Raw genomic sequence first — 23,822 nt, 5'->3', positions numbered from 1 at the left:
GGGGTGCGCGCTCGCCGTTACTGCCAGAGGGCAAGGATGACGCTGGCCAGCAGCAAGCCGGCGAAGTGGTAGCCGGCGCTGATCGCGACGGTGGTCATCGCGGCGGGTTTCGTCGAGTCGAACATGCCGGTGACCGCCAGGATCGACGCGGACAGCCCGATGCCGACGACGATCGCGAGCACGATGCCCTCGCCGAGCGTGTCCGTGCCGGTGGCCGCGGCGATCATCGCCGTCGCGAGGGTGGCGACGAAGCAGGTGGCGAGCGGGACGACGTAGATGCCGGCGCCCGCGCCCTCGGGGGCGTTGCCGTCCCAGCCCATGGCTTTCTGCCATGCCTTGCCGAAGAGGAACTCGGCGTACCAGAGCCCGCCGAGTCCGAAGTAGACGATGGTGGCGACGATGACGGCGAACCAGTTGAGGTCACCGAGGACGCCGAAGCTCATGATTCCTCCAGCCTGGTCACAGGTGCGGGGAATCGTAGATCCAACGAGGTAGGGCCGCCCGCCGAACGCGGGCGGCCCGACCCGTCAGCTCACGGCCTTGAGGGCGTCGATCTCACCCGAGCCGTAGAAGCTGTTGTGCGCCGTTCCGCCCTGGCACGTCTGCGGTTCGCCGCTGTTCTGCGGGAAGGCCGCGTAGATCGACGTGTCCGGGCACGGGAGCGGGTTGGTCGCCTGCTGGAGCTTGGCGGACGCGCCCGCGCTGCCCTGCTGGCTCAGCAGCAGTGCGGCGACACCGGCCACGTGCGGCCCGGCCATCGAAGTGCCCTGCAGGTAGCAGTACTTCGCACCGTTCTCGACCACCTGCCGCGTGCACGGCCGGTAGCTCGGGTACGTCGACAGCACGCGGCCGTTCGGGGCGGCCGGGGTCAGCTGCAGGATCGCGTCGCCGCCGGGCGCGGCCACGTCGGCCGTGGAGATGCCGTAGCTGGAGTAGTACGACTTGATCCGCTTGTTGCCCGTCGCCGTCACGCCGACGACACCGGGAACCTCGACGGGGACGACCGCACATGCGTTGGTGATCTCCCGCTCCACCTCGTTGCCGGGCGGGTAGTCGGGGCTGATCACGTCGACGCGCGGGTGCGAGAGGTCGGTGCTGCCGTTGCCCTGCGAGGCCACGACCAGCACGCCCTGGGACTGCGCGTACCGGATCGCCCTGCGCTCGGCCTTCCAAATTGCGCGCTGGTCGGCGTCGTTGCGGCAGTTGAACAGCCACGGGTCGGCGAAGTAGCTGTTGTTGGTGACGTTGATGCCCTTCGCGGCAGACCACATGTACGAGCAGATGACCATTTCCGGGAAGAAGAAACCGTCGTCGTTGCTCGTCTTCACACCGGCGAGGCGCACGTTCGGTGCGACGCCGACGATGCCGGTGCCGTTCGCGGCCGCGGCGATGGTGCCGGCGGTGTGGGTGCCGTGGCCGTTCTGGTCGTTGCCGGGCAGCAGTGGCGTCGGCACGCCACTGGAGCAGTCCGCACTGCGTGACGCGTCGTAGTTCGGCGCGAGGTCCGGATGCGTGAAGTCGAGACCGGTGTCCAGCGTGGCCACGACGACCTGCTTGCTGCCGGGCGTCACCTGGTGCGCCTGCGGCACGTTGATCTGCTGCATGTCCCACTGCAGGCCGGACAGCGAGTCACCCCACGTGGCGGCGGCTGCCACCTCCTCTGTGGCACTGTCCTGCTCCGGTGCTACCTGGACGCCGAGACCGGTTGTCGCGGCGACGCCTTCGACGTTGCCGTTCCGCTTCAACGCGGCGGCGAACCCGGTGCTGGACGACCTGGCGATCACGACACCGATCTGGCTGTAGTTCGCGACAACGGTGCCGCCGGCGCTCGCGATGGTGTTCGCGGCGTTCGACGACGATGCGCCCTCCTGGTAGAGGACGACGTAGGTGGACTCCGTCGCGGCACCGGCCTGGATCGCCGGTGCAACGCACAGTGCCGCCCCGAGACCGGCGGCGGCCAGCAGTGCTCGTGGACGATTCAACAAATGTCTCACCGCTTCCCGTAGTAAGGGTGGTTCACGGGGAAATCGAGCGGATCAGAAATTTGTTACATCACATGCAACGTGTATTCGCGGGTTTACTGTGAGAACAATTCTGTGAACGTGAAAAGGGCCGCCCACCTGCGGTGAGCGGCCCTTTCTCAATTCAGCTGACTAGCTGCGGACCATCTTGCGGAGCACGTACTGCATGATGCCGCCGTTGCGGTAGTAGTCGGCCTCACCGGGCGTGTCGATGCGGACGACCGCGTCGAACTCGACCTTGCCGCCGTCGGCCTTGGTGGCGACCACGTGGACCGTGGACGGGGTGGTGCCGTTGTTGAGCTCGGTGACGCCGGAGAAGTCGAACGTCTCGGTGCCGTCGAGGCCCAGGGACGCCGCGTTCTCGCCGGCCGGGAACTGCAGCGGCAGCACGCCCATGCCGATCAGGTTCGAGCGGTGGATGCGCTCGTAGGACTCGGCGATGACGGCGCGGACGCCGAGCAGCGAGGTGCCCTTGGCCGCCCAGTCGCGGGACGAGCCGGAGCCGTACTCCTTGCCCGCGAGGACGACCAGCGGGACGCCGGCCTCGGCGTAGGCGACCGACGCGTCGTAGATGGTGGTCTGCGGGGCGTCGGCTTCCAGGAAGTTGCGGGTGAAGCCGCCCTGGACGTCGTCGAGGAGCAGGTTGCGCAGGCGGATGTTCGCGAACGTGCCGCGGATCATCACCTCGTGGTTGCCGCGGCGGGAGCCGTAGGAGTTGAAGTCCTTGCGCTCCACGCCGTGCTTGGTCAGGTACTTGCCCGCGGGCGAGTCGGCCTTGATCGAACCGGCGGGGGAGATGTGGTCGGTGGTGACCGAGTCGCCCAGCAGCGCGAGGACGCGGGCACCGGCGATGTCGGTGACCGGCTTCGGCTCCATCTCCATGCCCTCGAAGTACGGGGGCTTGCGGACGTAGGTGGACTCGGTGTCCCACTCGAACGTGTTGCCGGTCGGCGTGGGCAGCGACTGCCAGCGCTCGTCACCGGAGAACACGTTGGTGTAGCCCTTGGTGAAGCCCTCCGCGGAGATCGAGGTCGAGATGACCTCGGCGATCTCGGCCGGGGTCGGCCAGATCTCCGACAGGTACACCGGCTTGCCCTCGGGGTCGTACGCGAGCGGCTCGGTGGTGATGTCCTTGTCCATCGAACCGGCCAGCGCGTACGCCACGACGAGCGGCGGCGACGCGAGGTAGTTCATCTTGATGTCCGGGTTGATCCGGCCCTCGAAGTTGCGGTTGCCGGACAGCACCGAGACGACCGCGAGGTCGCCTTCCTGCACGCCCGCCGAGATCTCCTCCTGCAGCGGGCCCGAGTTGCCGATGCAGGTGGTGCAGCCGTAACCGACCAGGTGGAAGCCGAGCTTCTCCAGGTACGGCATGAGGCCCGCGCGCTCGTAGTAGTCCATGACGACCTTCGAGCCCGGCGCCAGGGTCGTCTTGACCCACGGCTTGCGCTCGAGGCCGCGCTCGACGGCCTTCTTGGCGAGCAGGGCGGCACCCAGCATCACCGACGGGTTCGAGGTGTTGGTGCACGACGTGATCGCGGCGATCGCGACGGCGCCGTGGTCCAGCTCGAACTCGTTGCCGTCGACGGTGACCTTGACCGGGTTGGAGACGCGGCCGGTGGCACCCTCGGCGGCGGACTGGAACACCTTCGGCGTGCCGGAGCCGTTGCCGCCCTCGTGGATGGCGGCCGGGTCGCTCGCCGGGAAGGACTCGTCGACGGCCTCGTCCACACCGGACAGCTCAGGGGAGTCGGTGTGCGCGACGTAGGCGCCCAGAGCCTGGCGGAACGCCTCCTTGGCGTTGGTCAGCTCGATGCGGTCCTGCGGGCGCTTCGGGCCGGCGATGGACGGGACGACCGTCGCCAGGTCCAGCTCCAGCGTCTCGGAGTAGACGGGCTCGCGGGACGCGTCGTGCCAGAGGCCCTGCTCCTTGGCGTAGGCCTCGACGAGCGCGATCTGCTCCTCGGAACGGCCGGTCAGGCGCAGGTAGTCGATGGTCTCGCCGTCGATCGGGAAGATGCCGACCGTGGAGCCGAACTCCGGCGACATGTTGCCGATCGTGGCGCGGTTCGCGAGCGGCACGGCGCTGACGCCCTCGCCGTAGAACTCGACGAACTTGCCGACGACGCCCTGCTTGCGCAGCATCTCGGTGATCGTCAGCACGAGGTCGGTGGCGGTGGCGCCCGCGGGCAGCTCACCGGAGAGCTTGAAGCCCACGACACGCGGGATCAGCATGGAGACCGGCTGGCCGAGCATCGCGGCCTCGGCCTCGATGCCGCCGACGCCCCAGCCCAGCACGCCGATGCCGTTGACCATCGTGGTGTGCGAGTCGGTGCCGACCAGGGTGTCCGGGTACGCCTGGCCGTTGCGGACCATGACGACGCGGGCCAGGTGCTCGATGTTGACCTGGTGCACGATGCCGGTGCCGGGCGGGACGACCTTGAACTCGTCGAACGCAGTCTGGCCCCAGCGCAGGAACTGGTAGCGCTCGCGGTTGCGCTCGTACTCGAGGTCGACGTTCAGCTCGAACGCGTCCGGGCGGCCGAAGACGTCGGCGATGACCGAGTGGTCGATCACGAGCTCGGCGGGCGCGAGCGGGTTCACCTTCTCGGCGTCGCCACCCAGCTGGGTGACAGCCTCACGCATGGTGGCGAGGTCGACGACGCACGGCACACCGGTGAAGTCCTGCATCACGACGCGGGCCGGCGTGAACTGGATCTCGGTGTTGGGCTCGGCGGCGGGGTCCCAGTTGGCGAGAGCGCGCACGTGGTCGGCGGTGATGTTCGCGCCGTCCTCGGTCCGCAGCAGGTTCTCCAGCAGGATCTTCAGGCTGAACGGGAGACGCTCGGCGCCCTCCACGGCGCTCAGCCGGAACACCTCGTACGAGGCGTCGCCGACGTTGAGCGTGCCGCGGGCGCCGAAGCTGTCCTTGCTAGCTGGTGCAGTCACGTGCAACTCCATCTGGTGACAGCGCGGTGGTCAGTTCGGGGTACGGGGAGAGTCTTCCCCACCGGGTCGACCGCTGCCCCTCGACCCCAAACAGTACGCGTGTCCTGTTAGCCGGTTCAAGGCAGGTTGCCCTAAGTCACGCGGTACTCACCGGGGGAGCGGCCCGTGCACCTCTTGAACGCCGCGCTGAACGAGCTCTCGGTTCTGTACCCGACGGCCGCGGAGATCGACGCGACCGTGTCGGTGGTGTCGCGGAGCAGGCGCGAGGCGGTCTGCATGCGCAGCCGGAGCAGGTAGTCGAGCGGCGTCATGCCCACGGTCTCCTTGAACCGCAGGAAGAACGTGGACCGCGACATCGCCGCCAACGACGCGAGCTCGCCGACCGTCCAGGCGTGCTCGATGTTGCCGTGCAACGCCTTCAGTGCCGGACCGAGCTGCGGGTGCGCCGACGGACTGAGCGCGTGGTCGCGCAGGACCTGGAGCAGCAGCACCTGGCAGAGGCGGTCGAGGATCATCTTGCTGCCGTCGATCTCCCGGGAGATCAGCTCGATGGTCGCCTGCGCCGCGCTGGTCCCGGCTCGCACGTGGGTGACCGGCGGCAGCACGTCGAGCAGCCGCGCGGTCTCGGTGTCGCAGGTGAAACCCGCGCCGAGCAACGTCGTGTCGTGGCCTTCGCCGATCCGCCCGGCGTCGCGCGGTGTGCCGTCCTCGTGCTCGTAGATCGGCGCGGCGAACACCGACGGTGTGTCCGGGGCGCCGGCGATGCGGTATTTGCGCCGTCCGGCGATGACGTAGCAATCGCCCTCCTCGGCCCAGAAGCTCTCGTCACCGACGATCACGTGCGCACGTCCTTGGACGACGACCTCGACCCGGAGGTCCAGCCGTCCGACGAAGTGCAACGCCCACCGCCCGCCCGCGTGCAACGGCGTCGTGACCGCCCAGTTCACGCGCAGCGTCGACAGGACCTGCTCGAGCGGGTTCACGAGGTTCGGACTCTCCCGACAGAACGGCGGACTCTCGACGATGTTGCTGCCGATCTTGCCTGGTTAGCGTACGGAAAACCGGCTGATGAGGAGATCTTGATGGACCGCGGGAACCTGCTGCTCGTGCACGGCGCCTGGCACGGGTCGTGGTGCTGGGAGTTCCTGGTGCCCGAGCTGCGGTCGCGCGGCTGGACGCCTTCGGTGGTCGACCTGCCGAGCACGTCCGGATCACCGGCCGCCGGGGTGCGCGAGGACGCCGAAGCCGTGCGGGAGGCGTTGGCCGCGCTGGACGGACCGGTGACGGTGCTGGCTCATTCGTACGCCGGCGTGCCGGTGGGGGAGGCTGCGTCATCCGCGGACCGGCTCATCTACCTGGCCGCGCACCTGCTGGAGCCGGGGGAGAGCGTGGTGACGCCGCTGGGCGGGCCCTGGTACGAGCCGGGGACGAAGCTGCTGGACGCGCCGCAGCCCGCGCGTGAGCTGCTGTTCCCGGACGCGCCGGACGAGATCGGCGCCTGGGCGGCCTCGCGGTTGCGGCCGCAGAGCGCGCGGGTGTTCGAGGACGTGGTGACCCGGGCCGCTTGGCAGACCGTGCCGACGTTGTCGATCGTGTGCCACGACGACGTGATCTTCCCGCCGGTGTTCACCGAGCGGCTCGAGGCGGGCGACGTGCGGTACCTGCCGGGGTCGCACTCGCCGTTCCTGGCGCGGCCGGCCGAGCTGGCCGAGCTGATCAGCGCCGAGGGGTAGCCCGGCCGGGGGCGGAGGAAGTCGCCGGGCTACCCGCGGAAGGGCGGCGCGGCTACGCGCCGCCGTGGTCCCGGACGACCCGGCGGGCCGAGGCGAAGAGCATGCCGATGTTGACCGACTTGGGGCACACGACGACGGCGACCACGTCCTCGTGCCGGTTGTTGCGGATGAACAGGTGCGTGAGGTTGGTGCTGTTGACCAGGATCTCCTGGAAGTAGTGCTCGGCGCTCGCGATGCCGCGCCGCTCCTTGAAGACGTCCTCGATCATGGTCACGGTGCGGCCCTGGAAGAGGTCCAGCGTCGCGCCGGCGAGCAGGTCGAGCACCTCCGACGGGTGGCTCTCGGTCGTCTCGAACGAGAGCAGCATGCCGGTGGCCATGTCGACCACGCCGGCGGCCAGGCAGCTCGGCACCTCCTGCCGCAGATGTCTGATCATCGCGGCCATCTGGTCGGACATGGGCATGTTGCTCGTCTGGGGCTTCGTCATTTCACATTTCTCTCAGGCGGCGGGGTGATTTACGACTTCTTCTTCTCGGGTTGTTTGAACAGCTTCGGCAGCAGCTGGCGGCGCAATGACCTGGGTAGTGGTACTTCGTCATTTTCTGGTTCAGTCGGCGGAATGACCGTCAACAGGCCGTCGGCGACCATTCGACAGGCCTCGACCGTCACCGGGAAAACGCTGCGGCCCGACGCGAACGCGATGTCGCGGGTGGTGCGCCGGCCGGTGGCGTGCGCGAGGATCTCTCCCCGCGTCGGGCCGTGGTCGCGCAGGCCGGCGCCGGGTGCGGGGCCGACGCGGTCGCGGTGGGGCGAGAGCGGGCACTTGAGCGCGAGCAGTGAAGCCATCCGCCTGGAGGTCTCCTGGAGCAGGCGGACCGACTCGATCGTGCTGGTCAGCGCCACGGGTACGGCGAACGTCTCCGGCGTGAAGACGCAGTCCTCGATGTCGCCGGCCACGATCGTGAAGGCCGCGTCCTGCGTGGCTGTCATGGCGACGACGTGCAGCTCGGTCTCGCCGATGGCGCCGCGGGTGCCGGTCGTGAGCAACGTGTCCAGTCCGGGCGCGCCGGGACTTTCCGCGCAGATGATCCCGCCGGTGCGCAGATGAATCCTGCCGCCGGGATTTCCGGTGATGTGCAGAGTGCCGGTGGCGCGGGCCGCATCTCGTCCGGTCAATGCGCCCGCGAGCAGATCGAAGGAGAATTGCGTACCGCTTTTCAGGGATGTCACCCGCATTCCTTCGGTCGAGTTCGAGGGAACTCATCTTTGTTGGTGTGGTGACGGTTTGTCGCCACCGTTCACTCGATCGTGTGAAATGTGGGGCGACTGTATTTATTGGACATGCATGCGCCGTCACGGAGAGTTTGGTTATCTTGGCGTGGTGCTCCTCGATCAGGTTTCCAAGCGGTACGGGCGCGGTCCTTGGGTGCTGCGCGACCTCACCCTGGAGGTCTCCGGCCTGACGGTGCTGACCGGCGCGAACGGCACCGGCAAGTCCACGTTGCTCAAGATCGCCGCCGGGGTGCTGAAGCCGACGTCCGGCCGGGTCGCGCGGCCCGCGTCCGTCGGCTATGTGCCGGAACGGTTTCCGTCGGACGTGAAGATGTCCGCTTCGTCGTACCTGGCGCACATGGGGCGGATTCGCCGTGCTGCGGCGACTGATGTGTTGGACCGGCTGGGGTTTGTCGGCTCGATGACGGCGCCGATGTCGCAGCTGTCGAAGGGCAACGCGCAGAAGGTCGCGCTGGCGCAGGCGTTCCTGGCCACCGACGTGCTGGTGCTCGACGAGCCGTGGACGGGCCTCGACCCGGTGGCGGCCGGCGAGCTGGTGGAGATGCTGCAGGGCCGAACCGCCCTCGTGTCCGACCACGAGGGACACCTCGCCGACGCGACGCGGGTGGACCTCGCCGGTGGGCACGTGACGATCGACCTCAGCCGGGTGGTCGGGCTGGACGAGCTGGAAGCCTTGGAGGGCGTGCGTTCCGTGGTGCCGCGCGGTTCGTCGGCTCGCGTGGTGGTGGCGCCGGACCGCAGCGACCACGTGCTGGCGGAAGCGTTGCGGCTCGGCTGCTCGGTGCGGAGCGTGCGATGATCGCCCTGGTGCGCTACCTCGCGGCGGATGTCCTTCGCGGACAACGGTTTCTGGCGCCGCTACTGGTCTTCCTCGGCTCGCTGGGGATGTTGTTCGCCTACGATCCCGGACCGCAGCTGGCGGCGTTCTCCGGGTCGGCGGCGCTGATCTACCCGATCGGCGCGTGGCTGACCGTCGTGGTGGCGACGTCCGAGGACGTGGTGCGGCGCGAGATCACCGTCGTGTCGGCGGGCGGGTGGCCGCGGGTGCTGGCAGCGGTCGCCGTGACGGCAGTGGTGTTCGGGCTGGCGTTCGCGGTCGTCGCGACGGTGTGGCCGGTGGTCGCGAGCCCGCGCCCGTACTCGTTCCTCCAGGTGCTGGCGGGACTCGGGGTGCACTCGGTGGCGGCGCTGCTCGGCGTCGGCGTGGGGCTGATGTTCTCCCGGCCGGTGTTCGACTCGATCGGCCGGACCGTGCTTGTGGTGTTCGGCGTCGTGGTGATGACCTACCCGCTCGGCCGGCACACGCCGCTCGGCTGGGTGCTGGACGCCTTGGGGGACAACACGGTCACGCTGCCGATCCTGTGGGCGGGCCTGATCGGTTTCGGGCTCGTGGCGGGCGCGGTCGCGCTGGGCGCGCGGCGGGCGTGATGCGGGTCAACGTGCTCGGGCCGCTCCAGGTCCTCGTCGGCGGAGCTCCGGTGGAGGTGCGCGGGAAGCGGTTGCGGTGGCTGGTGCTGCGGCTCGCTCAGGAGCCCGGCCAGGTGGTGGCCTCGGAACGGCTGATCGCGGACCTGTGGCCGGACTCGCCGCCAGTCGACGGTCCGGCGGCGTTGCAGTCTTTGGTGTCGCGGTTGCGGCGGACGCTGGGTGCTTCTTCGGTCTCCTCGCATCCCTTGGGGTATCGGCTGGAGGCTTCGACCGACGTCGAGGAGTTCTTGCGGACCCGCGACGCGCGGTTGTGGCGCGGGGCGGCGTTCGAGGAGGCGCCGTTCGCGGTGGACGAGGCTGCTCGGCTGGCGTTGCTGCGGGACGACCTGGCCGGGTTGGAGGCGTTGGCTCTTGCGCATCCGTTGCGGGAGGACGTGCAGGCGCGGTTGATGCTCGCCTTGCACGCGGCTGGGCGTCGGTCGGATGCGTTGGAGGTTTTCGCGCGGGTTCGGGGTTTGCTGGCTGACGAGCTCGGGGTGGATCCCGGAGAGGTTTTGGCTGCTGCTCATCTGACTGTGCTGCAGGAGCGTGCGTCTCGGGGGAACCTGCCGGCGGCGGTCGGGTCGTTCGTCGGGCGGGAGGCGGACCTGGCGCGGTTGTCGTCGTTGTTGCGGGACAACCGGTTGGTGACGTTGACGGGGTTCGGTGGCGTGGGGAAGACCCGGCTGGCGTTGACGTACGCGGCATCGGTGGCCGAGGCGTGGTTCGTCGAGCTCGACTCGGCTGCCGATCCGTTGGCGGCTTTGGACGCGGCGTTGGGGCCGAACCCGTTGGCCACGCCCGTGTTTTCGCGGCTCGGGTCGTCGTTGGTGGTGCTGGACAACTGCGAGCACGTGGTGTCGGCGGCGGCTGGACTTTGTGTGCAGTTGCTGGCCTCGGCACCGGACGTGCGGGTGCTGGCGACGTCGCGGGAGCCGCTGGGGATTCCGGGTGAGGTCGTGCATCCGGTGGCGCCGTTGGATCTTGACCATGCCGTGCGGTTGTTCTCGGCACGGGTCGGGGGCGCGTTGGAACTGGACGTGCGGCGGCTTTGTGCTGCGTTGGACGGGATTCCGCTGGCTTTGGAGCTGGCTGCGGCTCGGGCTCGGTCATTGTCTTCCGCTCAGCTCGAGGCTCGGGTGGACAGTCGGTTGCGGTTGCTGGATCGTGGGTCGCGGACCGGGCCTGCGCGGCATCGGACGTTGCGGGCGGTGATCGACTGGAGTTGGGAGCTGTTGTCCGACGCCGAGCGGTTGTTGTTGGCACGGCTCGGAGTTTTCGTCGGTGGGGCTACTGCTGCGGCGGTGCATGCGGTGTGCGGGGCAGGCTTGCGCAGGGGTACCCCCTCGCTGGGAACCCCTACATCTCAACGTACTCACGACCCCCGACAAGATCAGGATCTCTGGGACACCGAGGACCAGCTGGCGGCGCTCGTCGAGAAGTCGCTGGTCGTCAGAGCAGGGGAGCGGTACCGGCTGCTCGAGACGGTCCGCGAGTACGCGCTCGAACAAAACCAAGCCGACCCCGCCGCGCACGCCGCCTACTACGTGGCGCTGGCCGAGCAGAACGAGCCGTTGCTCAGGGGACCGCGCCAACTGGAGGCGCTCAAGGTCTTCGACGTGGAGCGGGCCAACCTCGACGCCGCCCAGACGTGGGCGGTGCAGCACGACGCAGCGCTCGCCCGCCGGATGATGGCTGCCCGCACCTGGCACCTGCTGGTGATGACCAAGCGGTTCGAAGAGATCCGCCGCTGGGCGCCGCTGACGCCGGACGACCCGCTGGCGGAGGTGCTGGCGGCACTGGGCACGCCGAAGGCGCTCGCCGCGGCCGAGCGGCTTTGGCAGGCGGACGTGCCCACGGCGTTGTGCGCGTTGATGTTGACCAGTGGGCAGGTGTGGGGCGAGGCCGAGCTGGGGAACAGGCTGAGCGCGCTGGCTAACCGGCTGGAGCGGTCGGAGGACGAGTGGATGCGGGCGTTCTCCGTGCTCGTCCGGGGTGTGGTGGCGGGCGAGTTCAGCGACGGTGCGGCACCGAAAGCCGAGGCCGCGTACCGGGAAGCGCTGAGAGGATTCCGGGAGGTGGGCGACCGGTGGGCCGTCGTGTTCGGGTTGTCGTGCCTGGTCATGGTGCTGATGAACCGGGGTGCGCACGCCGCCGGGTTCGAGGCGGTGTCGGAGGCGAGGAAGGTCGCGGAAGAGCTGGGAGAGCCGGACAGCGTGCTGGTGCCGATGTCCGTGCTGATGCAGACGGCACGCCTCAAGATCCGGATCGGGGATTTGCAAGGGGCGCGCGAAGACCTGGCGCTGGTGCCGGCGTCGTCGCTCGAGCTCGATCAGGGGCGGCTCGCACAGGCGTACGGCGAGGTGGCGTACTTCAGCGGTGACTTCGAGGAGGCCGTCACGCTGTACCGCAGTGCGTTGGACGCCACGGAGGAGTCGGCCGCTGTGCAGTTCCGTGCCACCGTCCACGCCGGACTCGGGCTGGCGTTGACCAGGTTGGGGCGCCTGGAGGAGGCGGGGGTCGAGCACGGCAAGGCGCTGAGCATCGCGGCGTCGAGTGCGGACGGGCCTGCGCGGGCGATGGTGCTCGAGTGGTACGCGGACTGGTTGTTCGTCCAGAGCGACGTCCGCGGCGCGGCTGTCGCTCTGGACGAGGCCGAGCGGCTACGCGGCGGACCGAGCAGCGACCCTGCGGTGGTGCAGCTGCGTGACCGGGTTCGCGCCGAAGTAGGCGTCGATCGCTGACCTGCCGATCGCGGCGACGTAGCCGTCCGGGCGCACCAGCACCGGGCCGTCCGGGAAGTCCAGCGTCACGAAGTCGGGGCCGCGCAACAGGTCGAAGACGCGGCCCTGGTCGGTGTGGCCGTCGGGCATGCGGTCGCCGGGCTGCAGGCCGGGACCGTCCGAGGTCCGGTACGACAGCGACAGCTGCAGCGTTTCGTCGTCGCGCTGCTCGAACGGTTTGCCGGACGTCATGATCCTGGTCGTCATGCCCAGCAACCACTCCGCGACGGGCTTCCGCTCGGCCTCGTAGGTGTCGAGCAGCGTCTCCATCCCGAGCTTCCAGCCCAGGTTGTAGGCGTCCTGGATGCCGGTGTTCATGCCCTGCGCGCCGGCGGGGGAGTGCACGTGCGCAGCGTCGCCGGCGAGGAACACCCGGCCGACGCGGAACCGGTCGACCATGCGGATGTTGGTGCGGTACAACGACATCCACGTCGCGTCGTGCAGCACGACGTCATCCAGGCCGGTGCGCTCGCGGACGATTCGCCGGTACAGCTCGAAGGACGGCTCGCCCTCGCCGGTCGACTGGAACTGGAAGAGATCGGTGCCGGGCAGCGGGCACAGGGCGAGCCACTTGTCGATGCCGCCGCCCCAGCTGTGCCAGTGCTCGCGGTCGAGTCCGGAGACCCGCACGTCACCGACGAGCATCTGCTTGTCCTCGTGGGTCTCGCCGACGAACTGCACGCCGAGGTGCTTGCGCACGAACGACTTCCCGCCGTCACAGCCGACGAGGTACTTGGCGCGCACCGGTTCTGAGCCGATCACCGCGGTGACCCCGTTGTCGTCCTGGACGAACGACGTGAGCGGCATGCCGTACTCGACCGGCTGCGGCAGCGCGTCGCGGAGGATCTGCTCGACGCGGAACTGCGGGATGAGCATGGTGCTCGCGTACGGGCGGTCGGTGGTGGGGTGGCGCCCCTCGTGCACGTCCCACTCGCGCAGCACCTCGCGTCCGTTGTAGACGCGCATCTTCATGTGGAACCGGCCGGAGGCGAGGATCGGCTCGATGACGCCCAGGTCGTGGAAGACCTCCATCGACCGCGGCTGCAGGCCCTTGCCGCGCGAACCGGCGAACGGTGCGGCCGAGGCGTCGACGATGCGGAACGGGACGCCGCGGCGGGAGAGGTCGAGTGCGAGCGTGAGGCCGGTCGGGCCGGCGCCGATGATCAGAACCTGAGTGTCCATGGCCACGAGGTTCGGCCCACGACCTGCCAAAGCCCTGTCACCGCGCTGTTGCGGGTGACAGGGCCTGGGCCGAACTGCGAAAACTTACTTCTTGAGCAGCTCGATCAACGCGTCGACGTCCTTGGGCTCGAAGCCGCGGAACACCGTCAGCGCCAGCTCGTAGTACGAGCGGACCGGGCTCACGTACCACTTGCCGCCGACCTCGGTCGCGACCACGCCGACACCGCTCTTCATGACCGACGCCGCCACCCGGCCGATGACCTCGACCGCCGCGGCCGGGATCTTGCCGCGGCCCTGCTGGTTCATGAGCTGCGTGATCTCGTCGGCGCACAGCTTCTGCGAGCCCTGGCCGGGCACCTCGGCCGCGTAGCAGTCACCCTCGCGCACGACCGTGACGGTCTCGCCCTCGACGGTCACCGACAGCTTCTTGATGGTGACCTGCTTGCCACCGGTGACGTCCTTGACGTCGGTCTCCAGCTCGTTCAGCTTGGCGCCGGTCGGGCCCATCTTGCCCGCCTGGTCCAGCAGCAGCGGGCCGAGGTCCTGCAGCACACCGGCCTCGTCCGGCGGCAGCAGCGAGATGACCGTCTTCAGGTCGCCGTCCATCGCGGCGGTGACGAGCTGCTTGGCCGCTTCCTGCGCCGAAGCGGCGCCCTGCGGGTCGAAGCCCTTCTGCGGCCACTTGAGCTTCTCCTCCTCCAGCGCCACGTTGGCGATGGTGTAGAAGGCGCTCGGGTACCACTCGTCGCCGACCTTGATCGTCGCGATGCCGATCGGCGTGCCGCGCTTCTGGACCTCGGCGGTGATGTCCCAGGTCTTCGTCTCGGACTTGGTCATGCTGACCTTGTCGCCGATCGCGTCCATCAGCTTGTCGGTCAGCGGGACCTTCGAGATGTCCGAGGTGACCGTGATCTTGCCCTCGACCAGCTTGTTGATGGTGAGGTGGTCGTTGATCTTCTCGGCCTTGGCCTCGTCGAACTTGATGTTCTCGCTCTTGAACTCGATGCCCGACATCTTGTTCGGATCGGCGTCGGGCTTGAGGATCTCGAGCCGCTTCATCTCCTTCGTCATCGAGTCCAGGTAGTCCTTCGACAACGCGGCCTCGGCCGGCGCCAGCGACGCCGTGATGCCGACGACGTCACCGCTGCCGAGCTGCTCGATGAGGTTCTTCGCCGCGACGGCCGGGGTGTCCTGGCCCGCGTTCGCCGCCGGGTCGGACTTCTTCAGCGCGAAGAACGTGACAGCGCCGCCCACGAGCAGCAGCACGGCGACGACGGCCGTGATGACCAGGCCGGTGCGCTTCTTCTTCGGCGGCTCGCCGCCCATCGGGGCGTAGCCGTACGGCTGCTGGTCGAAGCCCTGCTGCGGAAACCCCTGCGGACCCGTCTGGGGGTAGCCCTGCTGCGGGAAGCCCTGCGGCCCGGTCTGCGGCGGACCCTGCTGGTAGCCGCCCTGCTGGGGGTAACCACCCTGCTGCGGCTGCTGCTGCGGGTAACCACCCTGCTGCGGATGGCCGCCCTGCTGCGGGTTCTGCTGCGGCTGCCACTGGCCGCCGCCACCACCTGGGTAGCTCACGGATTCCCTCCCGGAGTTCTCACTGCGCTGCGCCTGTTGGAGGTGAGCACCGTGATCGCCCCCACGATCGTCAGTACGGCACCGGCAAGGGTGACGGCTGGTCCGGCGATGCTGATTCCGACCAAAGCACCCTTGCTATCCCCTTGGACCGCGGCTAGTAGGGCCACGGTTCCACTGATCGTGCCAAAGAGAAGTCCGGTGCACGCGGCAATTCGGCGAAAACGGACCACGTACAGGGCTGCCGCGATCATGGCGAGCGGCGTGAGACCAACCCAGATGGACGTGACGACGCTGCCCGCCACCCCGTCCAACCCGGCCAGATCACGCAGCGAAAGCACCTCGTAACTGTCCCTCGTGGTCATGCCGGACTTGAGCCACGGCAAGAAGGTTCCGGTGATGGAAGTGATCAGGCCCACTGCCGCGATGGCGGCTCCCACTGCGCTGCGCACCGGACTAGTGTGAACCGATGGCTTCGCAGGCGTGCACAGCGGCACGGGCGCTGGTCGCGTCCGCACACCGGATCACGGTGCTGACCGGCGCCGGCGTCTCCACCGATTCGGGCATCCCGGACTTCCGCGGCCCGGACGGGTTGTGGACGCGAGACGCCGACGCCGGGCGCACCGCTTCGTTGGACGCCTACCTCTCCGATCCCGAAGTGCGCCGGCTGGCCTGGCGGACGCGGCTCGACAGTCCCGTGTGGACGGCGAAGCCCAATCCGGCGCACAAGGCGTTGGTGGAGCTGGAACGATCCGGGCGGCTGCGCACCGTCGTCACGCAGAACATCGACGGCCTGCACCAGAAAGCCGGCTCCGACCCGCACCGGGTGCTGGAGCTGCACGGCACGCTGCACGCGACCGTCTGCCTCGGATGTGGTGCCACGGGCCCGATGCGCGACGCGTTGAAGCGCGTCGCCGAGGGCGAGCCGGAGCCGGGTTGCCTGCGGTGCGGGGGCGTCCTCAAGTCCGCCACGATCTCGTTCGGGCAGGAGCTCGACGGCGAGGTGCTGCGCCGCGCCCGGCTCGCCGCGCTCGACTGCGACGTGCTGCTCGTGGCCGGAACGTCGCTGTCCGTGCAGCCCGCCGCCGGGCTCGTTCCGCTGGCTGCGCGCGCCGGTGCCCAGGTGATCATCTGCAACGCCGAACCGACGCCGTACGACGCGTTGGCGGCCGTTGTCCTGCACGAACCGGTCGGCGAGGTGCTGCCCGACCTCAGCTCCGTTCCTCCATCCGGGGGAGGCCGATTCTCGTCCTGGGGAGATCCGAGTACGTGGTCGTAGGGTCGATCCCATGCGCGTACCGCTGATCACCACGGACTTCCTGGACCGGGCATCGTTCGCGTTCGGAGCGACGACCGCGACCATCGACGAACCCGACCAGCCGGCCAAGCCGGTCGAGACGACGACGTATGCGGAGATGGCGACCCGTGTGCGCGCGTGGCAGGCCGGGTTCGACGCACTGGGCATCGGCGAGGGCGAGCGGATCGCCGTCGTCAGCCACAACTCCGCGCGGCTGCTGGAGCTGCTGCACGCCGTGCCCGGCAGCGGGCGGATCTGCGTGCCGGTGAACTTCCGCCTGCGCCCTGACGAGGTGAAGTACATCGTCGAGCACAGCGGCGCGTCGGCGTTGTTCGTCGACCCGGAGCTGTCGCTGGACGACGTGACGGCGCGGCACCGGGTCACGTTCGGTGAGGAGTCGGAGTCGCTGCTCCGGTTCGATGTGGAGCCACGGCCGTGGAGCGCGCCCTCGGAGGACGCGACCGCGACCATCAACTACACGTCCGGCACCACCGCACGGCCCAAGGGCGTGCAGCTCACGCACCGCAACATCTGGCTGAACGCGGTCACGTTCGCCATGCACACACGTGCGTGGGAGGGCGACGTGTACATGCACGTCCTGCCGATGTTCCACTGCAACGGCTGGGGCATGCCGTTCGGTCTCGCGGGCCTCGGCGTGCCGCAGGTGGTGCTGCGCAAGGTGGACGGTGCCGAGATCTTGCGCCGTGTGCGCGACCACGGCGTCACGCTGATGTGCGGCGCACCGGCCGTGTGGAACGCCGTGCTGGACGCTGCTGCGTCGTGGGACGGCGAGATTCCCGGCCGTGACCGCGTACGGATCGTGTGCGCCGGTGCGCCGCCGCCCTCGCGCACGATCCAGCGCGTGACCGAGGAGCTTGGGTGGGAGTTCCTGCAGATCTACGGCCTGACCGAGACGGCGCCGCTGCTCACCTTCAACCGGGCCCAGCCTGGTCCTTCAGGTGAGGAAAAGGCGCGCAAGCAGTCGCGGGCGGGCGCGCCGGCGTTGGGCGCACAGCTGCGGATCTCCGCGGACGGCGAGGTGCTGGCGCGGTCGAACGTGGTGATGGAGGGCTACTGGGAAAACCCCTCGGCGACCTCCGACGCGATCGAGGACGGCTGGTTCCGCACCGGCGACGGCGGCTTCTTCGACGACGAGGGCTACCTGACGATCTCGGACCGCAAGAAGGACGTGATCATCACCGGCGGCGAGAACGTGTCGTCGATCGAGGTGGAGGACTGCCTGTTCTCGCACCCGGCCGTCGCGGAGGTCGCGGTCATCGGCGTGCCCGACGAGAAGTGGGGTGAAACGATCAAGGCGCTGGTCGTGCGCTCCGGTGATGTCACGGAAGCGGACCTGATCAAGCACTGCAAGGAGCGGCTCGCCGGGTACAAGGCGCCGACGTCGGTGGAGTTCCGCGACTCGATCCCGCGCACGGCGACCGGCAAGATCCAGAAGTTCAAGCTGCGCGAGCCGTACTGGGCGGGGCGCGACCGCGGCGTGAACTAGTGGGTGCGCGCCACCCGGACCTGGCCAGGCTGCTGGCGGGCCACCAGCCGGCCGCCACCTGTGAGATCTCCTGGCTGGGTGGCGCGCTGCGAGAACGTCCGACTTGTCCCGATGAGTCCTAGGTGGACACGGCGTGCATGGACTGCGCGAGGGGATCGGACCACGGCTCCGATGTGACACTCCCGCCAGGTGGAATGGTCGAAGCGGTGGCACGTCTCGTGGATCGACCCGAAGAACGTGAGCAGTGCTCGCGCCTGGCCCGCGTCACGGATCTGATCCGCTAGCCCAGTCGTGCGACACGCCGGACTCCGATCGTCCCAAAAGGACCACCGCGCGTGTTCCACTGGGACACGTGTGGTTGACGGTGCGTTAGTTCCGGATGCGCCGAATGAGTCTGATTGGTCTAATGCGGTCGGAGGTGATGTCCAGTGTTGACACGACTCTCCGCCGTGTTGGTGTTCCTGACGGCTGTCCTCACGGGGACCGCCAATGCCGTGCCGCCGCCCCCTCCGAACCCGAGCGACTCCGAGATCTCGGCGTCACGGGCGGAGGCCGACGCGAAGGCCGCCCGCGTGGGCGAGCTGACCGGCCGGCTGACCCAGGCCGAGTCACGCCTGCAAGAGCTGATGGACGACGTCGCCTACAAGCGCGAGCTCGCCAACAAGGCCCGCGTCGACCTGGAGACGGCGATCTCGGAGGCCGAGGCTGCTCGCCGGGAGGCCACGGCCGCGCGGGTGCAGGCCGATGCCGCCTCCAAGGCCGTTGAGGAGAGCCGTCGGGCGCTGGACGAGTTCGCGGCCGCTTCCTACGCGCAGGGCAGCACGGTCGGTTCGTTCTCCGCGTACTTCGGCGCCAAGTCGCCGGAGGACCTGCTCGCGCGTGCCCAGCTGCTGGAGGCCGTGTCGTCGTCCAGCCTGAACCGGCTGGACCAGGTGACCCGCGACCAGGGCACCGCCGCGAACCTCGACGCCGCCGCGCGGGCAGCGCTGCAGAAGGCCGAGTCGAAGCAGGCTGCCGCCGACGAGGCCAAGAAGGTGGCCGAGCAGGCGCAGCAGGTGGCCGCGGACGCGCACAACGCCCAGGCGGCCGCGACTTCCGAGCTGCAGTCCAACAAGGACGCTGTCGAACGTGAGCTCGTCGCTGCGCGCGGTGAGGTCAACGGCCTTGAGGCGCAACGACGTCAGTACGACCAGTGGGTCGACGCGAAGAAGCGCGAAGAAGAAGAGAACGCTCGTCGGGCTGCGGCCGCTGCGGCTGCTGCCCAGGCGCCTGCTCCGCAACGGCCCGTGGCTGCCGCCGCGCCGTCTGGGAGTCGCGTGCAGACGGTCATCAACCGGGCGTTGGCGCAGCGCGGTGTCATCTACGCGTGGGGCGGTGGCAACTACAACGGGCCCACTTATGGCGTTCGTGACGGTGGCGTGGCCGACTCGTACGGCGACTACCGCAAGATCGGCTTCGACTGCTCGGGGCTGATGATGTACGCGTTCGCCGGAGTCGGCGTCTATCTGCCGCACTACAGCGGCTATCAGTACAACTCGGGCCGCAAGGTGCCGCTGTCGCAGATGGCGCCGGGCGACATGATCTTCTGGGGTCCCGGCGGCGGTACGCACGTGGCGTTGTACCTGGGCGGCGGCATGATGGTCGAGGCGCCGCATTCCGGGGCTGTGGTGCGGATTTCGCCCGTGCGGTACGGCGGGATCATGCCGTACGTGACGCGCATGCTGTGAAACCCGGTGACCCGTCCGACGGACGTGCCACCGGGAGCCTGGATCAGACCGCCTGCAGGCGGAGCGGGGACCACTTCGGGTACTGCCGGATCAGCCAGTTGTGGTACGGGTGGACGGTCACGCCGTCCGGGCCGCGCACGATGACCTCTTCGAGGCACCAGGGGTCACCGTTGGGGTTGACCGCGATGTCGACTGACCTGATCGGGCCCAAGCGCTGCATGGTGAAGGTGTACGAGTCGGTCCAGCCGCTCTCGTGGGGGTCGTCCCCGTGGTCGAGGACGAGCCACCCGCTGGAGATGTCGCCGTTCAGCCGGGCCTCGACTCGGGCGTCGGTGCGCGCGTCCACGACGTCGCAGGTCACGAGCTGGATGGTGTACACCGCCGGTGCGGCCTGGGCAGTCGTCATCGCCATGACGGTGGCGAGTGCCCAGGCCATGATGCCGACGAACGCACGAGCTGCGAGCTTCATGGTTGGTTCCCCATCGATGAAATCAGCAGGTCAGAGCACGTGCCGGAACCCCGGCGGCCGTCGCGCGGACGGCCCACCGGGGTGGCCTGGTCAGGCCGCGTTGAGGCGCAGCGGGCTGGTCTTCGAGTAGACCCTGGTGAGCCAGTTGTGGAACGGGTGGATCGTCGTCACGCCGGTGGGCGTGCGGACGGTGAACTCCTCGAGGCACCAGTGCGGGCTGTCGTCGTTGTTGGCGAAGTAGATGTCGACCGAGGTGACGGTGCCGAGGTTGCTCAGCGTCTTGTCGTAGACGTCCGTGCGGCCGCGCTCCCGGTCGTCGCCGGAGTTGTCCAGCAGGATCCAGCCCGAGGAGGTGGCGGTGCCGTTCAGGCGAACCTCGACGCGGGAGTCCGTGCCGGCGTCCTCGACGTTGCAGGTCCGGCTCTCGATGTGGTAGTTGCCGGCCGCGGCCTGGGCGCTGCCCAGTCCCAACATGGCTGCGAGCCCGGCGGCCGTGAAGCCGACGATCGCACGAGCGGTGTGCTTCATGCTTGGTTCCCCTCTGGGTGGTGTCGATGTTGCTGAGAGGAAGTTGTCAGCACGCTGTTGCACGACTATGCGACGATCATGAAATCCGCAGGTCAGGGGTGGAATTCCGCGGTGCAGGTCGGCGGGCACGACCTTTGGTTCCCAGGACGACGTAGCTGAAGCAGCGTTCGTCGACCACCGGCTGGACCGGTTTTCGCCTAGAGGTCTCTGGCCCAGAGCTGGCCGATCACGTCGTGGCCGAAGCTGTGCTGCGGGGTCTTCTCCTTGAGTTCGAACCCGTGCGCCTCGTAGATCTTCCTGGCTGATGTCAGGCCGTCGACCGTCCACAGCACCATGCGTTGGTATCCGGCGTTCTTGGCGAACTGGATGCACGTGTCGACGAGCTTGGTGCCCGCGCCGTGGCCTCGTGCGTCGGGGTGCACGAGCAGCACGCGCAGCTTTGCGGTCTTGTCGTCTTCTCGCACGCAGAAGATGCATCCGACGCGTTCGCCGTCGAGCTCGGCGATCCAGGCGGCTTCCCTGGAGTCGTGGTCCGCCGCGTAGTCGCCGACGATCTTGGCGACCAGTGCCTCGAACGAGGTGTCCCAGTTGAACTCGGAGGCGTAGAGCTCGCCGTGGGCCTGGACCACCCAGCCCAGGTCGCCGGGCCGGTCGAGCGGGCGGATCAGCATGGGTTCCCTCCACTGACACGACTGTTTCAGTAATGCGAGAATAGTGGCCATGCCGTCCGCGCGGGAGACCGAACTGCTCGAAGCCGCCTACCGGTACGTGCTCACCCACGGCCTGGCGGACGTGTCGCTGCGCCCGTTGGCGGCGGCCATCGGGTCGAGCACGCGCGTGCTGCTCTACCTGTTCGGCAGCAAGGAAGGCCTGGTCAGGGCGTTGCTGGCGCGCGCTCGCGCGGACGAGTTGGCGCTGCTCGCCGACATCGGGGTTGGGCCCGGGGTCGTCGCACGGCTGTGGGCGTGGCTGTCGGCGCCCGCTCATCGGCCGTTGCTCACGTTGTGGCTGGAGGCGTACGCACGCTCACTCGTGGAGCCCGACGGGCCGTGGGCCGGCTTCGCGCGCGCGACCGTGGAGGACTGGCTGGAGGTGCTGCGCGCTTCTCAACCGGCAGACGTGCGCGACACGGCTGACGGACTGGCTACGCGCACTCGGGAGCTGGCGTTGCTGCGGGGTGCGCTGCTGGACCTGCTGGCGACCGGGGACGAGCAGCGGGTCAGCGCGGCACTGGCGTGAAGCCGAGCGTGGTGAGGAGTCGCTCTGACGGTGTGTTGCCGTCGGTGACTGCCGCCAGGACCGGGGCGTCGAGGGCGCGCAGGGAGGCCGCGACGACCGCGGTGCCGAGGCCGCGGCCCTTCCACTCCGGGTGCGTGATCACGTACCCGAGCCAGAAGTCGTTGCCGTGCCTGGAGATCAGCGAGGCGGCCACGAGCTGGTCCTCGTCGACGACGAAGCTCGCGTCCGGCACGGCGGTCGGCCGCCAGCTCGCGATTTCCACGGCACCGTCGCTGTTGCCGCCGAGCTGTTCGTCGATGGTGCCGGCATAGGCGCGTTCCATCAGGTCGGCGAGTGCGGCGTCGTCCTCGTCGTTGACGGTGCGGAGGTTCTGCGGCAGGTCGGGCACCGGGCCCGGCGCGCGTCGGTACAAGGTCCGCTTCATGCACTCAGTGTGGTGGCGGACTAGCTTTGTGGTGTGAAGATCGTGGTGTTCGGTGCCAGCGGCATGGTGGGCCAGGGCGCGCTGCGCGAGTGTCTGCTCGACCCCGAGGTCGACTCGGTCGTGACGGTGGGGCGGTCTGCTCTGGCGGTGACCGATCCGAAGCTGCAGCACGTCGTGCACGCGGACTTCGGTGACCTCACACCGATTGCGCCGCAGGTGGCCGACGCCGACGCGTGCTTCTACTGCATGGGCCTGACGTCGGCCGGTCTGACCGAGGCCGAGTACACGCCCGTGACGCACGACTACGCGCTTGAGGCGGCGCGGGTCGTCGGCGGCACGTTCGTGTACGTGTCCGGCGAGGGCGCGAACGCCGACAGCAAGACGATGTGGGCGCGGGTGAAGGGCCGGACGGAGAACGAGCTGCTGGCGTTGGACCGGCGGGTCTTCGTCATCCGGCCCGGCTTCATCCAACCCCGGCACGGCATCACGTCGCGGACCCGGATCTACCGGTACGTCTACTCGTGGACCTCGTGGCTGCTCCCCTTGCTGCGCAGGGTGGCGCCGAAGTTCGTCACGAGCACCGACGAACTCGGCCGCGCCGTGGTGGCGCTGGCCAAGGGTGCCGAGGCGGCGAAGGTGCTGCGCAGCGACGAGATCAACCGGCTCGCGCGGTGACGCTCGACGAGTACGTCCGCGACTTCCGAGCAGGCGGCTACGAGGTCACGCAGGTCGTCGAGTCGGTGTGCGGTGGTTGTGGCGGCCGGACGTTCGAGGTGCAGGTGACCGAGGAGTGTGCGGTGCGCCGGAGGTGCGTCCGTTGTAGCACGGCGGAGTTCCTGGCCGACTCCGCCGAGTTCTGGGAGGACGACGGCGCGGAGGAGTGCGCCTGCCCGTGCGGCGGCGAGGAGTTCGCCGCCGTGCTCGGGCTGTCCTGCCGTCCGGACGGCGAGGTGCGCTGGGTGAGCGTCGGGCTGCGGTGCCTCGGTTGCGGCGCATGCGGCGTCCACGAGGACTGGAAGATCGACTACAGCCCCACTCGCCACCTGCTCACGCGGGCTTGAAGGCGTCCTCCGTCTTGACCACGCCCGCCGCGCGGCCGGGCGCCGTGTGGTTCTCCCAGTAGAGGTTGGTGTGCGCGATGACCTTGTCCGGAGTGGGGGCGCCGTACTCGGACAGGTCTTCCGTGGTGTGCGCGTCGCTCACCAGCAGGGCGTCGTAGCCGCGGACGATCGCGCCGTGCAGGGTCGAGCGGATGCACTCGTCGGTCTGCGCGCCGGCCACCACGAGGCTGCCGATGCCCTTGCGCGCCAGGACTTCCTCGAGGTCGGTGGCCTCGAAGGAGTCGGCGTACGTCTTGTGCACCACCGGTTCGCCCTCGGCGAGCTTCAGCTCCGGCACGAACTGCCAGCCGTCGGACTCCTCGGGCATGTGCTCGGCGTTGCTGTGCTGCACCCACACCACGTCGACGCCGGCGGCGCGGGCCTTGTCGACGAGGGTGGCGACGTTGGCGACGACTTCGTCGCGGTTGTGGGCGTGGTTCACCACGCCGTTCTGGACGTCGATCACGAGCAATGCGGTGTTGGGGCGGTTCGCCAGAGTCGTCACGCGGGTCACACTATGCCTCGGGTCTG

The 23,822-nt window shown here is 69.0% G+C and carries 24 protein-coding genes; 10 read left to right on the top strand and 14 right to left on the bottom strand.

Annotated elements, in window-relative coordinates; genetic code table 11:
- Positions 1–17 precede the first annotated feature (17 nt).
- The 4 genes from DI276_RS02890 to DI276_RS02875 form a co-directional block, all read right to left on the bottom strand.
- Entirely contained in the window at positions 18–443 is a 426-nt protein-coding gene (locus DI276_RS02890) for a DUF1761 domain-containing protein (protein WP_112261643.1), read from the bottom strand.
- 84 nt (positions 444–527) lie between these two features.
- On the bottom strand, positions 528–1,982 hold the full coding sequence (locus tag DI276_RS02885) for a S8 family serine peptidase (RefSeq protein ID WP_157984481.1): 1,455 nt from the start codon (positions 1,980–1,982) through the stop codon (positions 528–530).
- Between the two features lie 171 nt (positions 1,983–2,153).
- Positions 2,154–4,970, bottom strand: coding sequence for an aconitate hydratase (locus DI276_RS02880; protein WP_112261762.1), 2,817 nt, complete (start codon positions 4,968–4,970; stop codon positions 2,154–2,156).
- A 131-nt stretch (positions 4,971–5,101) separates the two neighbouring features.
- The gene (locus tag DI276_RS02875; RefSeq protein WP_112261641.1) at positions 5,102–5,953 is read right to left on the bottom strand and encodes an AraC family transcriptional regulator; all 852 of its coding nucleotides are present in this window, start codon (positions 5,951–5,953) and stop codon (positions 5,102–5,104) included.
- Positions 5,954–6,052: 99 nt separating this feature from the next.
- Here DI276_RS02875 and DI276_RS02870 point away from each other — a divergent pair, with 99 nt between their 5' ends.
- Positions 6,053–6,703 (top strand): alpha/beta fold hydrolase, encoded by a 651-nt coding sequence (locus DI276_RS02870; RefSeq protein ID WP_112261640.1) that lies wholly within the window; start codon positions 6,053–6,055, stop codon positions 6,701–6,703.
- A 52-nt stretch (positions 6,704–6,755) separates the two neighbouring features.
- Here the strand turns inward: DI276_RS02870 and DI276_RS02865 are convergent, their stop codons facing one another.
- Together DI276_RS02865 and DI276_RS02860 are read right to left on the bottom strand one after the other, a co-directional pair.
- Positions 6,756–7,190 carry a hypothetical protein gene (locus DI276_RS02865; RefSeq protein WP_112261639.1) on the bottom strand — a complete coding sequence of 145 codons (435 nt, stop codon included), beginning with the start codon at positions 7,188–7,190 and terminating at the stop codon, positions 6,756–6,758.
- Between the two features lie 29 nt (positions 7,191–7,219).
- Positions 7,220–7,933 (bottom strand): hypothetical protein, encoded by a 714-nt coding sequence (locus DI276_RS02860; protein ID WP_157984480.1) that lies wholly within the window; start codon positions 7,931–7,933, stop codon positions 7,220–7,222.
- Between the two features lie 151 nt (positions 7,934–8,084).
- Here DI276_RS02860 and DI276_RS02855 point away from each other — a divergent pair, with 151 nt between their 5' ends.
- The 3 genes from DI276_RS02855 to DI276_RS02845 are packed head-to-tail and all read left to right on the top strand — an operon-like array spanning position 8,085 to position 12,207.
- Positions 8,085–8,795: an ATP-binding cassette domain-containing protein gene (locus DI276_RS02855; RefSeq protein WP_232836404.1), complete on the top strand. Its 711-nt coding sequence runs from the start codon at positions 8,085–8,087 to the stop codon at positions 8,793–8,795.
- Complete coding sequence (locus DI276_RS02850; RefSeq protein ID WP_112261636.1) at positions 8,792–9,424, top strand: hypothetical protein; 633 nt, start codon at positions 8,792–8,794, stop codon at positions 9,422–9,424. Before DI276_RS02855 ends, DI276_RS02850 begins: the two co-directional genes overlap by 4 nt.
- Positions 9,424–12,207: a BTAD domain-containing putative transcriptional regulator gene (locus DI276_RS02845; protein ID WP_157984479.1), complete on the top strand. Its 2,784-nt coding sequence runs from the start codon at positions 9,424–9,426 to the stop codon at positions 12,205–12,207. The genes DI276_RS02850 and DI276_RS02845 overlap by 1 nt, the downstream gene beginning before the upstream one ends.
- Here the strand turns inward: DI276_RS02845 and DI276_RS02840 are convergent.
- The 3 genes from DI276_RS02840 to DI276_RS02830 form a co-directional block, all read right to left on the bottom strand.
- Positions 12,127–13,428, bottom strand: coding sequence for an FAD-dependent monooxygenase (locus DI276_RS02840; protein ID WP_112261634.1), 1,302 nt, complete (start codon positions 13,426–13,428; stop codon positions 12,127–12,129). The genes DI276_RS02845 and DI276_RS02840 overlap by 81 nt on opposite strands.
- An 84-nt stretch (positions 13,429–13,512) precedes the next feature.
- On the bottom strand, positions 13,513–15,003 hold the full coding sequence (locus DI276_RS50735; RefSeq protein ID WP_198680416.1) for a flagellar basal body-associated FliL family protein: 1,491 nt from the start codon (positions 15,001–15,003) through the stop codon (positions 13,513–13,515).
- The gene (locus DI276_RS02830; protein WP_157984478.1) at positions 15,000–15,452 is read right to left on the bottom strand and encodes a hypothetical protein; all 453 of its coding nucleotides are present in this window, start codon (positions 15,450–15,452) and stop codon (positions 15,000–15,002) included. The genes DI276_RS50735 and DI276_RS02830 overlap by 4 nt, the downstream gene beginning before the upstream one ends.
- Before the next feature lie 17 nt (positions 15,453–15,469).
- Between DI276_RS02830 and DI276_RS02825 the strand changes: the two genes are divergently transcribed.
- From DI276_RS02825 to DI276_RS02815, 3 genes are all read left to right on the top strand, one after another.
- Positions 15,470–16,279 (top strand): SIR2 family NAD-dependent protein deacylase, encoded by an 810-nt coding sequence (locus DI276_RS02825; protein WP_112261632.1) that lies wholly within the window; start codon positions 15,470–15,472, stop codon positions 16,277–16,279.
- 10 nt (positions 16,280–16,289) lie between these two features.
- Positions 16,290–17,804 (top strand): class I adenylate-forming enzyme family protein, encoded by a 1,515-nt coding sequence (locus tag DI276_RS02820; protein ID WP_112261631.1) that lies wholly within the window; start codon positions 16,290–16,292, stop codon positions 17,802–17,804.
- Positions 17,805–18,232: 428 nt separating this feature from the next.
- On the top strand, positions 18,233–19,531 hold the full coding sequence (locus tag DI276_RS02815; protein WP_232836403.1) for an NlpC/P60 family protein: 1,299 nt from the start codon (positions 18,233–18,235) through the stop codon (positions 19,529–19,531).
- Between the two features lie 43 nt (positions 19,532–19,574).
- On the opposite strand, the gene DI276_RS02810 is transcribed toward DI276_RS02815, so the two are convergent.
- From DI276_RS02810 to DI276_RS02800, 3 genes are all read right to left on the bottom strand, one after another.
- Positions 19,575–20,000 (bottom strand): PLAT/LH2 domain-containing protein, encoded by a 426-nt coding sequence (locus DI276_RS02810; protein ID WP_112261630.1) that lies wholly within the window; start codon positions 19,998–20,000, stop codon positions 19,575–19,577.
- 90 nt (positions 20,001–20,090) lie between these two features.
- Positions 20,091–20,528, bottom strand: a complete 438-nt coding sequence (locus tag DI276_RS02805; protein ID WP_112261629.1) for a PLAT/LH2 domain-containing protein — start codon at positions 20,526–20,528, stop codon at positions 20,091–20,093.
- Positions 20,529–20,725: 197 nt separating this feature from the next.
- Positions 20,726–21,199, bottom strand: a complete 474-nt coding sequence (locus tag DI276_RS02800) for a GNAT family N-acetyltransferase (protein ID WP_198680415.1) — start codon at positions 21,197–21,199, stop codon at positions 20,726–20,728.
- A 49-nt stretch (positions 21,200–21,248) separates the two neighbouring features.
- Between DI276_RS02800 and DI276_RS02795 the strand changes: the two genes are divergently transcribed.
- A complete protein-coding gene (locus tag DI276_RS02795) occupies positions 21,249–21,767 on the top strand; it encodes a TetR/AcrR family transcriptional regulator (protein ID WP_112261760.1) in 519 nt (172 codons plus the stop codon).
- Here DI276_RS02795 and DI276_RS02790 read toward each other — a convergent pair.
- The gene (locus tag DI276_RS02790) at positions 21,748–22,191 is read right to left on the bottom strand and encodes a GNAT family N-acetyltransferase (RefSeq protein ID WP_112261627.1); all 444 of its coding nucleotides are present in this window, start codon (positions 22,189–22,191) and stop codon (positions 21,748–21,750) included. The two genes, DI276_RS02795 and DI276_RS02790, sit on opposite strands and share 20 nt — an antisense overlap.
- Positions 22,192–22,224: 33 nt before the next feature.
- Between DI276_RS02790 and DI276_RS02785 the strand changes: the two genes are divergently transcribed.
- On the top strand, positions 22,225–22,866 hold the full coding sequence (locus DI276_RS02785; protein WP_112261626.1) for a Rossmann-fold NAD(P)-binding domain-containing protein: 642 nt from the start codon (positions 22,225–22,227) through the stop codon (positions 22,864–22,866).
- Positions 22,863–23,252: a hypothetical protein gene (locus DI276_RS02780; protein WP_112261625.1), complete on the top strand. Its 390-nt coding sequence runs from the start codon at positions 22,863–22,865 to the stop codon at positions 23,250–23,252. The genes DI276_RS02785 and DI276_RS02780 overlap by 4 nt, the downstream gene beginning before the upstream one ends.
- Here DI276_RS02780 and DI276_RS02775 read toward each other — a convergent pair.
- Positions 23,239–23,796: an isochorismatase family protein gene (locus DI276_RS02775; RefSeq protein ID WP_112261624.1), complete on the bottom strand. Its 558-nt coding sequence runs from the start codon at positions 23,794–23,796 to the stop codon at positions 23,239–23,241. The two genes, DI276_RS02780 and DI276_RS02775, sit on opposite strands and share 14 nt — an antisense overlap.
- Positions 23,797–23,822: the final 26 nt, after the last annotated feature.

The sequence above is a fragment of the Lentzea terrae genome, from assembly GCF_003265345.1.
Lineage (GTDB): Bacteria > Actinomycetota > Actinomycetes > Mycobacteriales > Pseudonocardiaceae > Lentzea > Lentzea terrae.
The sequence above is the reverse complement of the archived record's forward strand: the minus strand, read 5'-3'. Positions and strand labels throughout refer to the sequence as shown.

What these genes read in the sequence shown, in the direction of transcription:
- DI276_RS02890 (WP_112261643.1), bottom strand. Translation starts at nt 443, where the DNA reads ATGAGCTTCGGCGTCCTCGGTGACCTCAACTGGTTCGCCGTCATCGTC.
- DI276_RS02870 (WP_112261640.1), top strand. Translation starts at nt 6,053, where the DNA reads ATGGACCGCGGGAACCTGCTGCTCGTGCACGGCGCCTGGCACGGGTCG.
- DI276_RS02865 (WP_112261639.1), bottom strand. Translation starts at nt 7,190, where the DNA reads ATGACGAAGCCCCAGACGAGCAACATGCCCATGTCCGACCAGATGGCC.
- DI276_RS02850 (WP_112261636.1), top strand. Translation starts at nt 8,792, where the DNA reads ATGATCGCCCTGGTGCGCTACCTCGCGGCGGATGTCCTTCGCGGACAA.
- DI276_RS02845 (WP_157984479.1), top strand. Translation starts at nt 9,424, where the DNA reads ATGCGGGTCAACGTGCTCGGGCCGCTCCAGGTCCTCGTCGGCGGAGCT.
- DI276_RS02840 (WP_112261634.1), bottom strand. Translation starts at nt 13,428, where the DNA reads ATGGACACTCAGGTTCTGATCATCGGCGCCGGCCCGACCGGCCTCACG.
- DI276_RS02825 (WP_112261632.1), top strand. Translation starts at nt 15,470, where the DNA reads ATGGCTTCGCAGGCGTGCACAGCGGCACGGGCGCTGGTCGCGTCCGCA.
- DI276_RS02820 (WP_112261631.1), top strand. Translation starts at nt 16,290, where the DNA reads ATGCGCGTACCGCTGATCACCACGGACTTCCTGGACCGGGCATCGTTC.
- DI276_RS02810 (WP_112261630.1), bottom strand. Translation starts at nt 20,000, where the DNA reads ATGAAGCTCGCAGCTCGTGCGTTCGTCGGCATCATGGCCTGGGCACTC.
- DI276_RS02805 (WP_112261629.1), bottom strand. Translation starts at nt 20,528, where the DNA reads ATGAAGCACACCGCTCGTGCGATCGTCGGCTTCACGGCCGCCGGGCTC.
- DI276_RS02800 (WP_198680415.1), bottom strand. Translation starts at nt 21,199, where the DNA reads ATGCTGATCCGCCCGCTCGACCGGCCCGGCGACCTGGGCTGGGTGGTC.
- DI276_RS02795 (WP_112261760.1), top strand. Translation starts at nt 21,249, where the DNA reads ATGCCGTCCGCGCGGGAGACCGAACTGCTCGAAGCCGCCTACCGGTAC.
- DI276_RS02790 (WP_112261627.1), bottom strand. Translation starts at nt 22,191, where the DNA reads ATGAAGCGGACCTTGTACCGACGCGCGCCGGGCCCGGTGCCCGACCTG.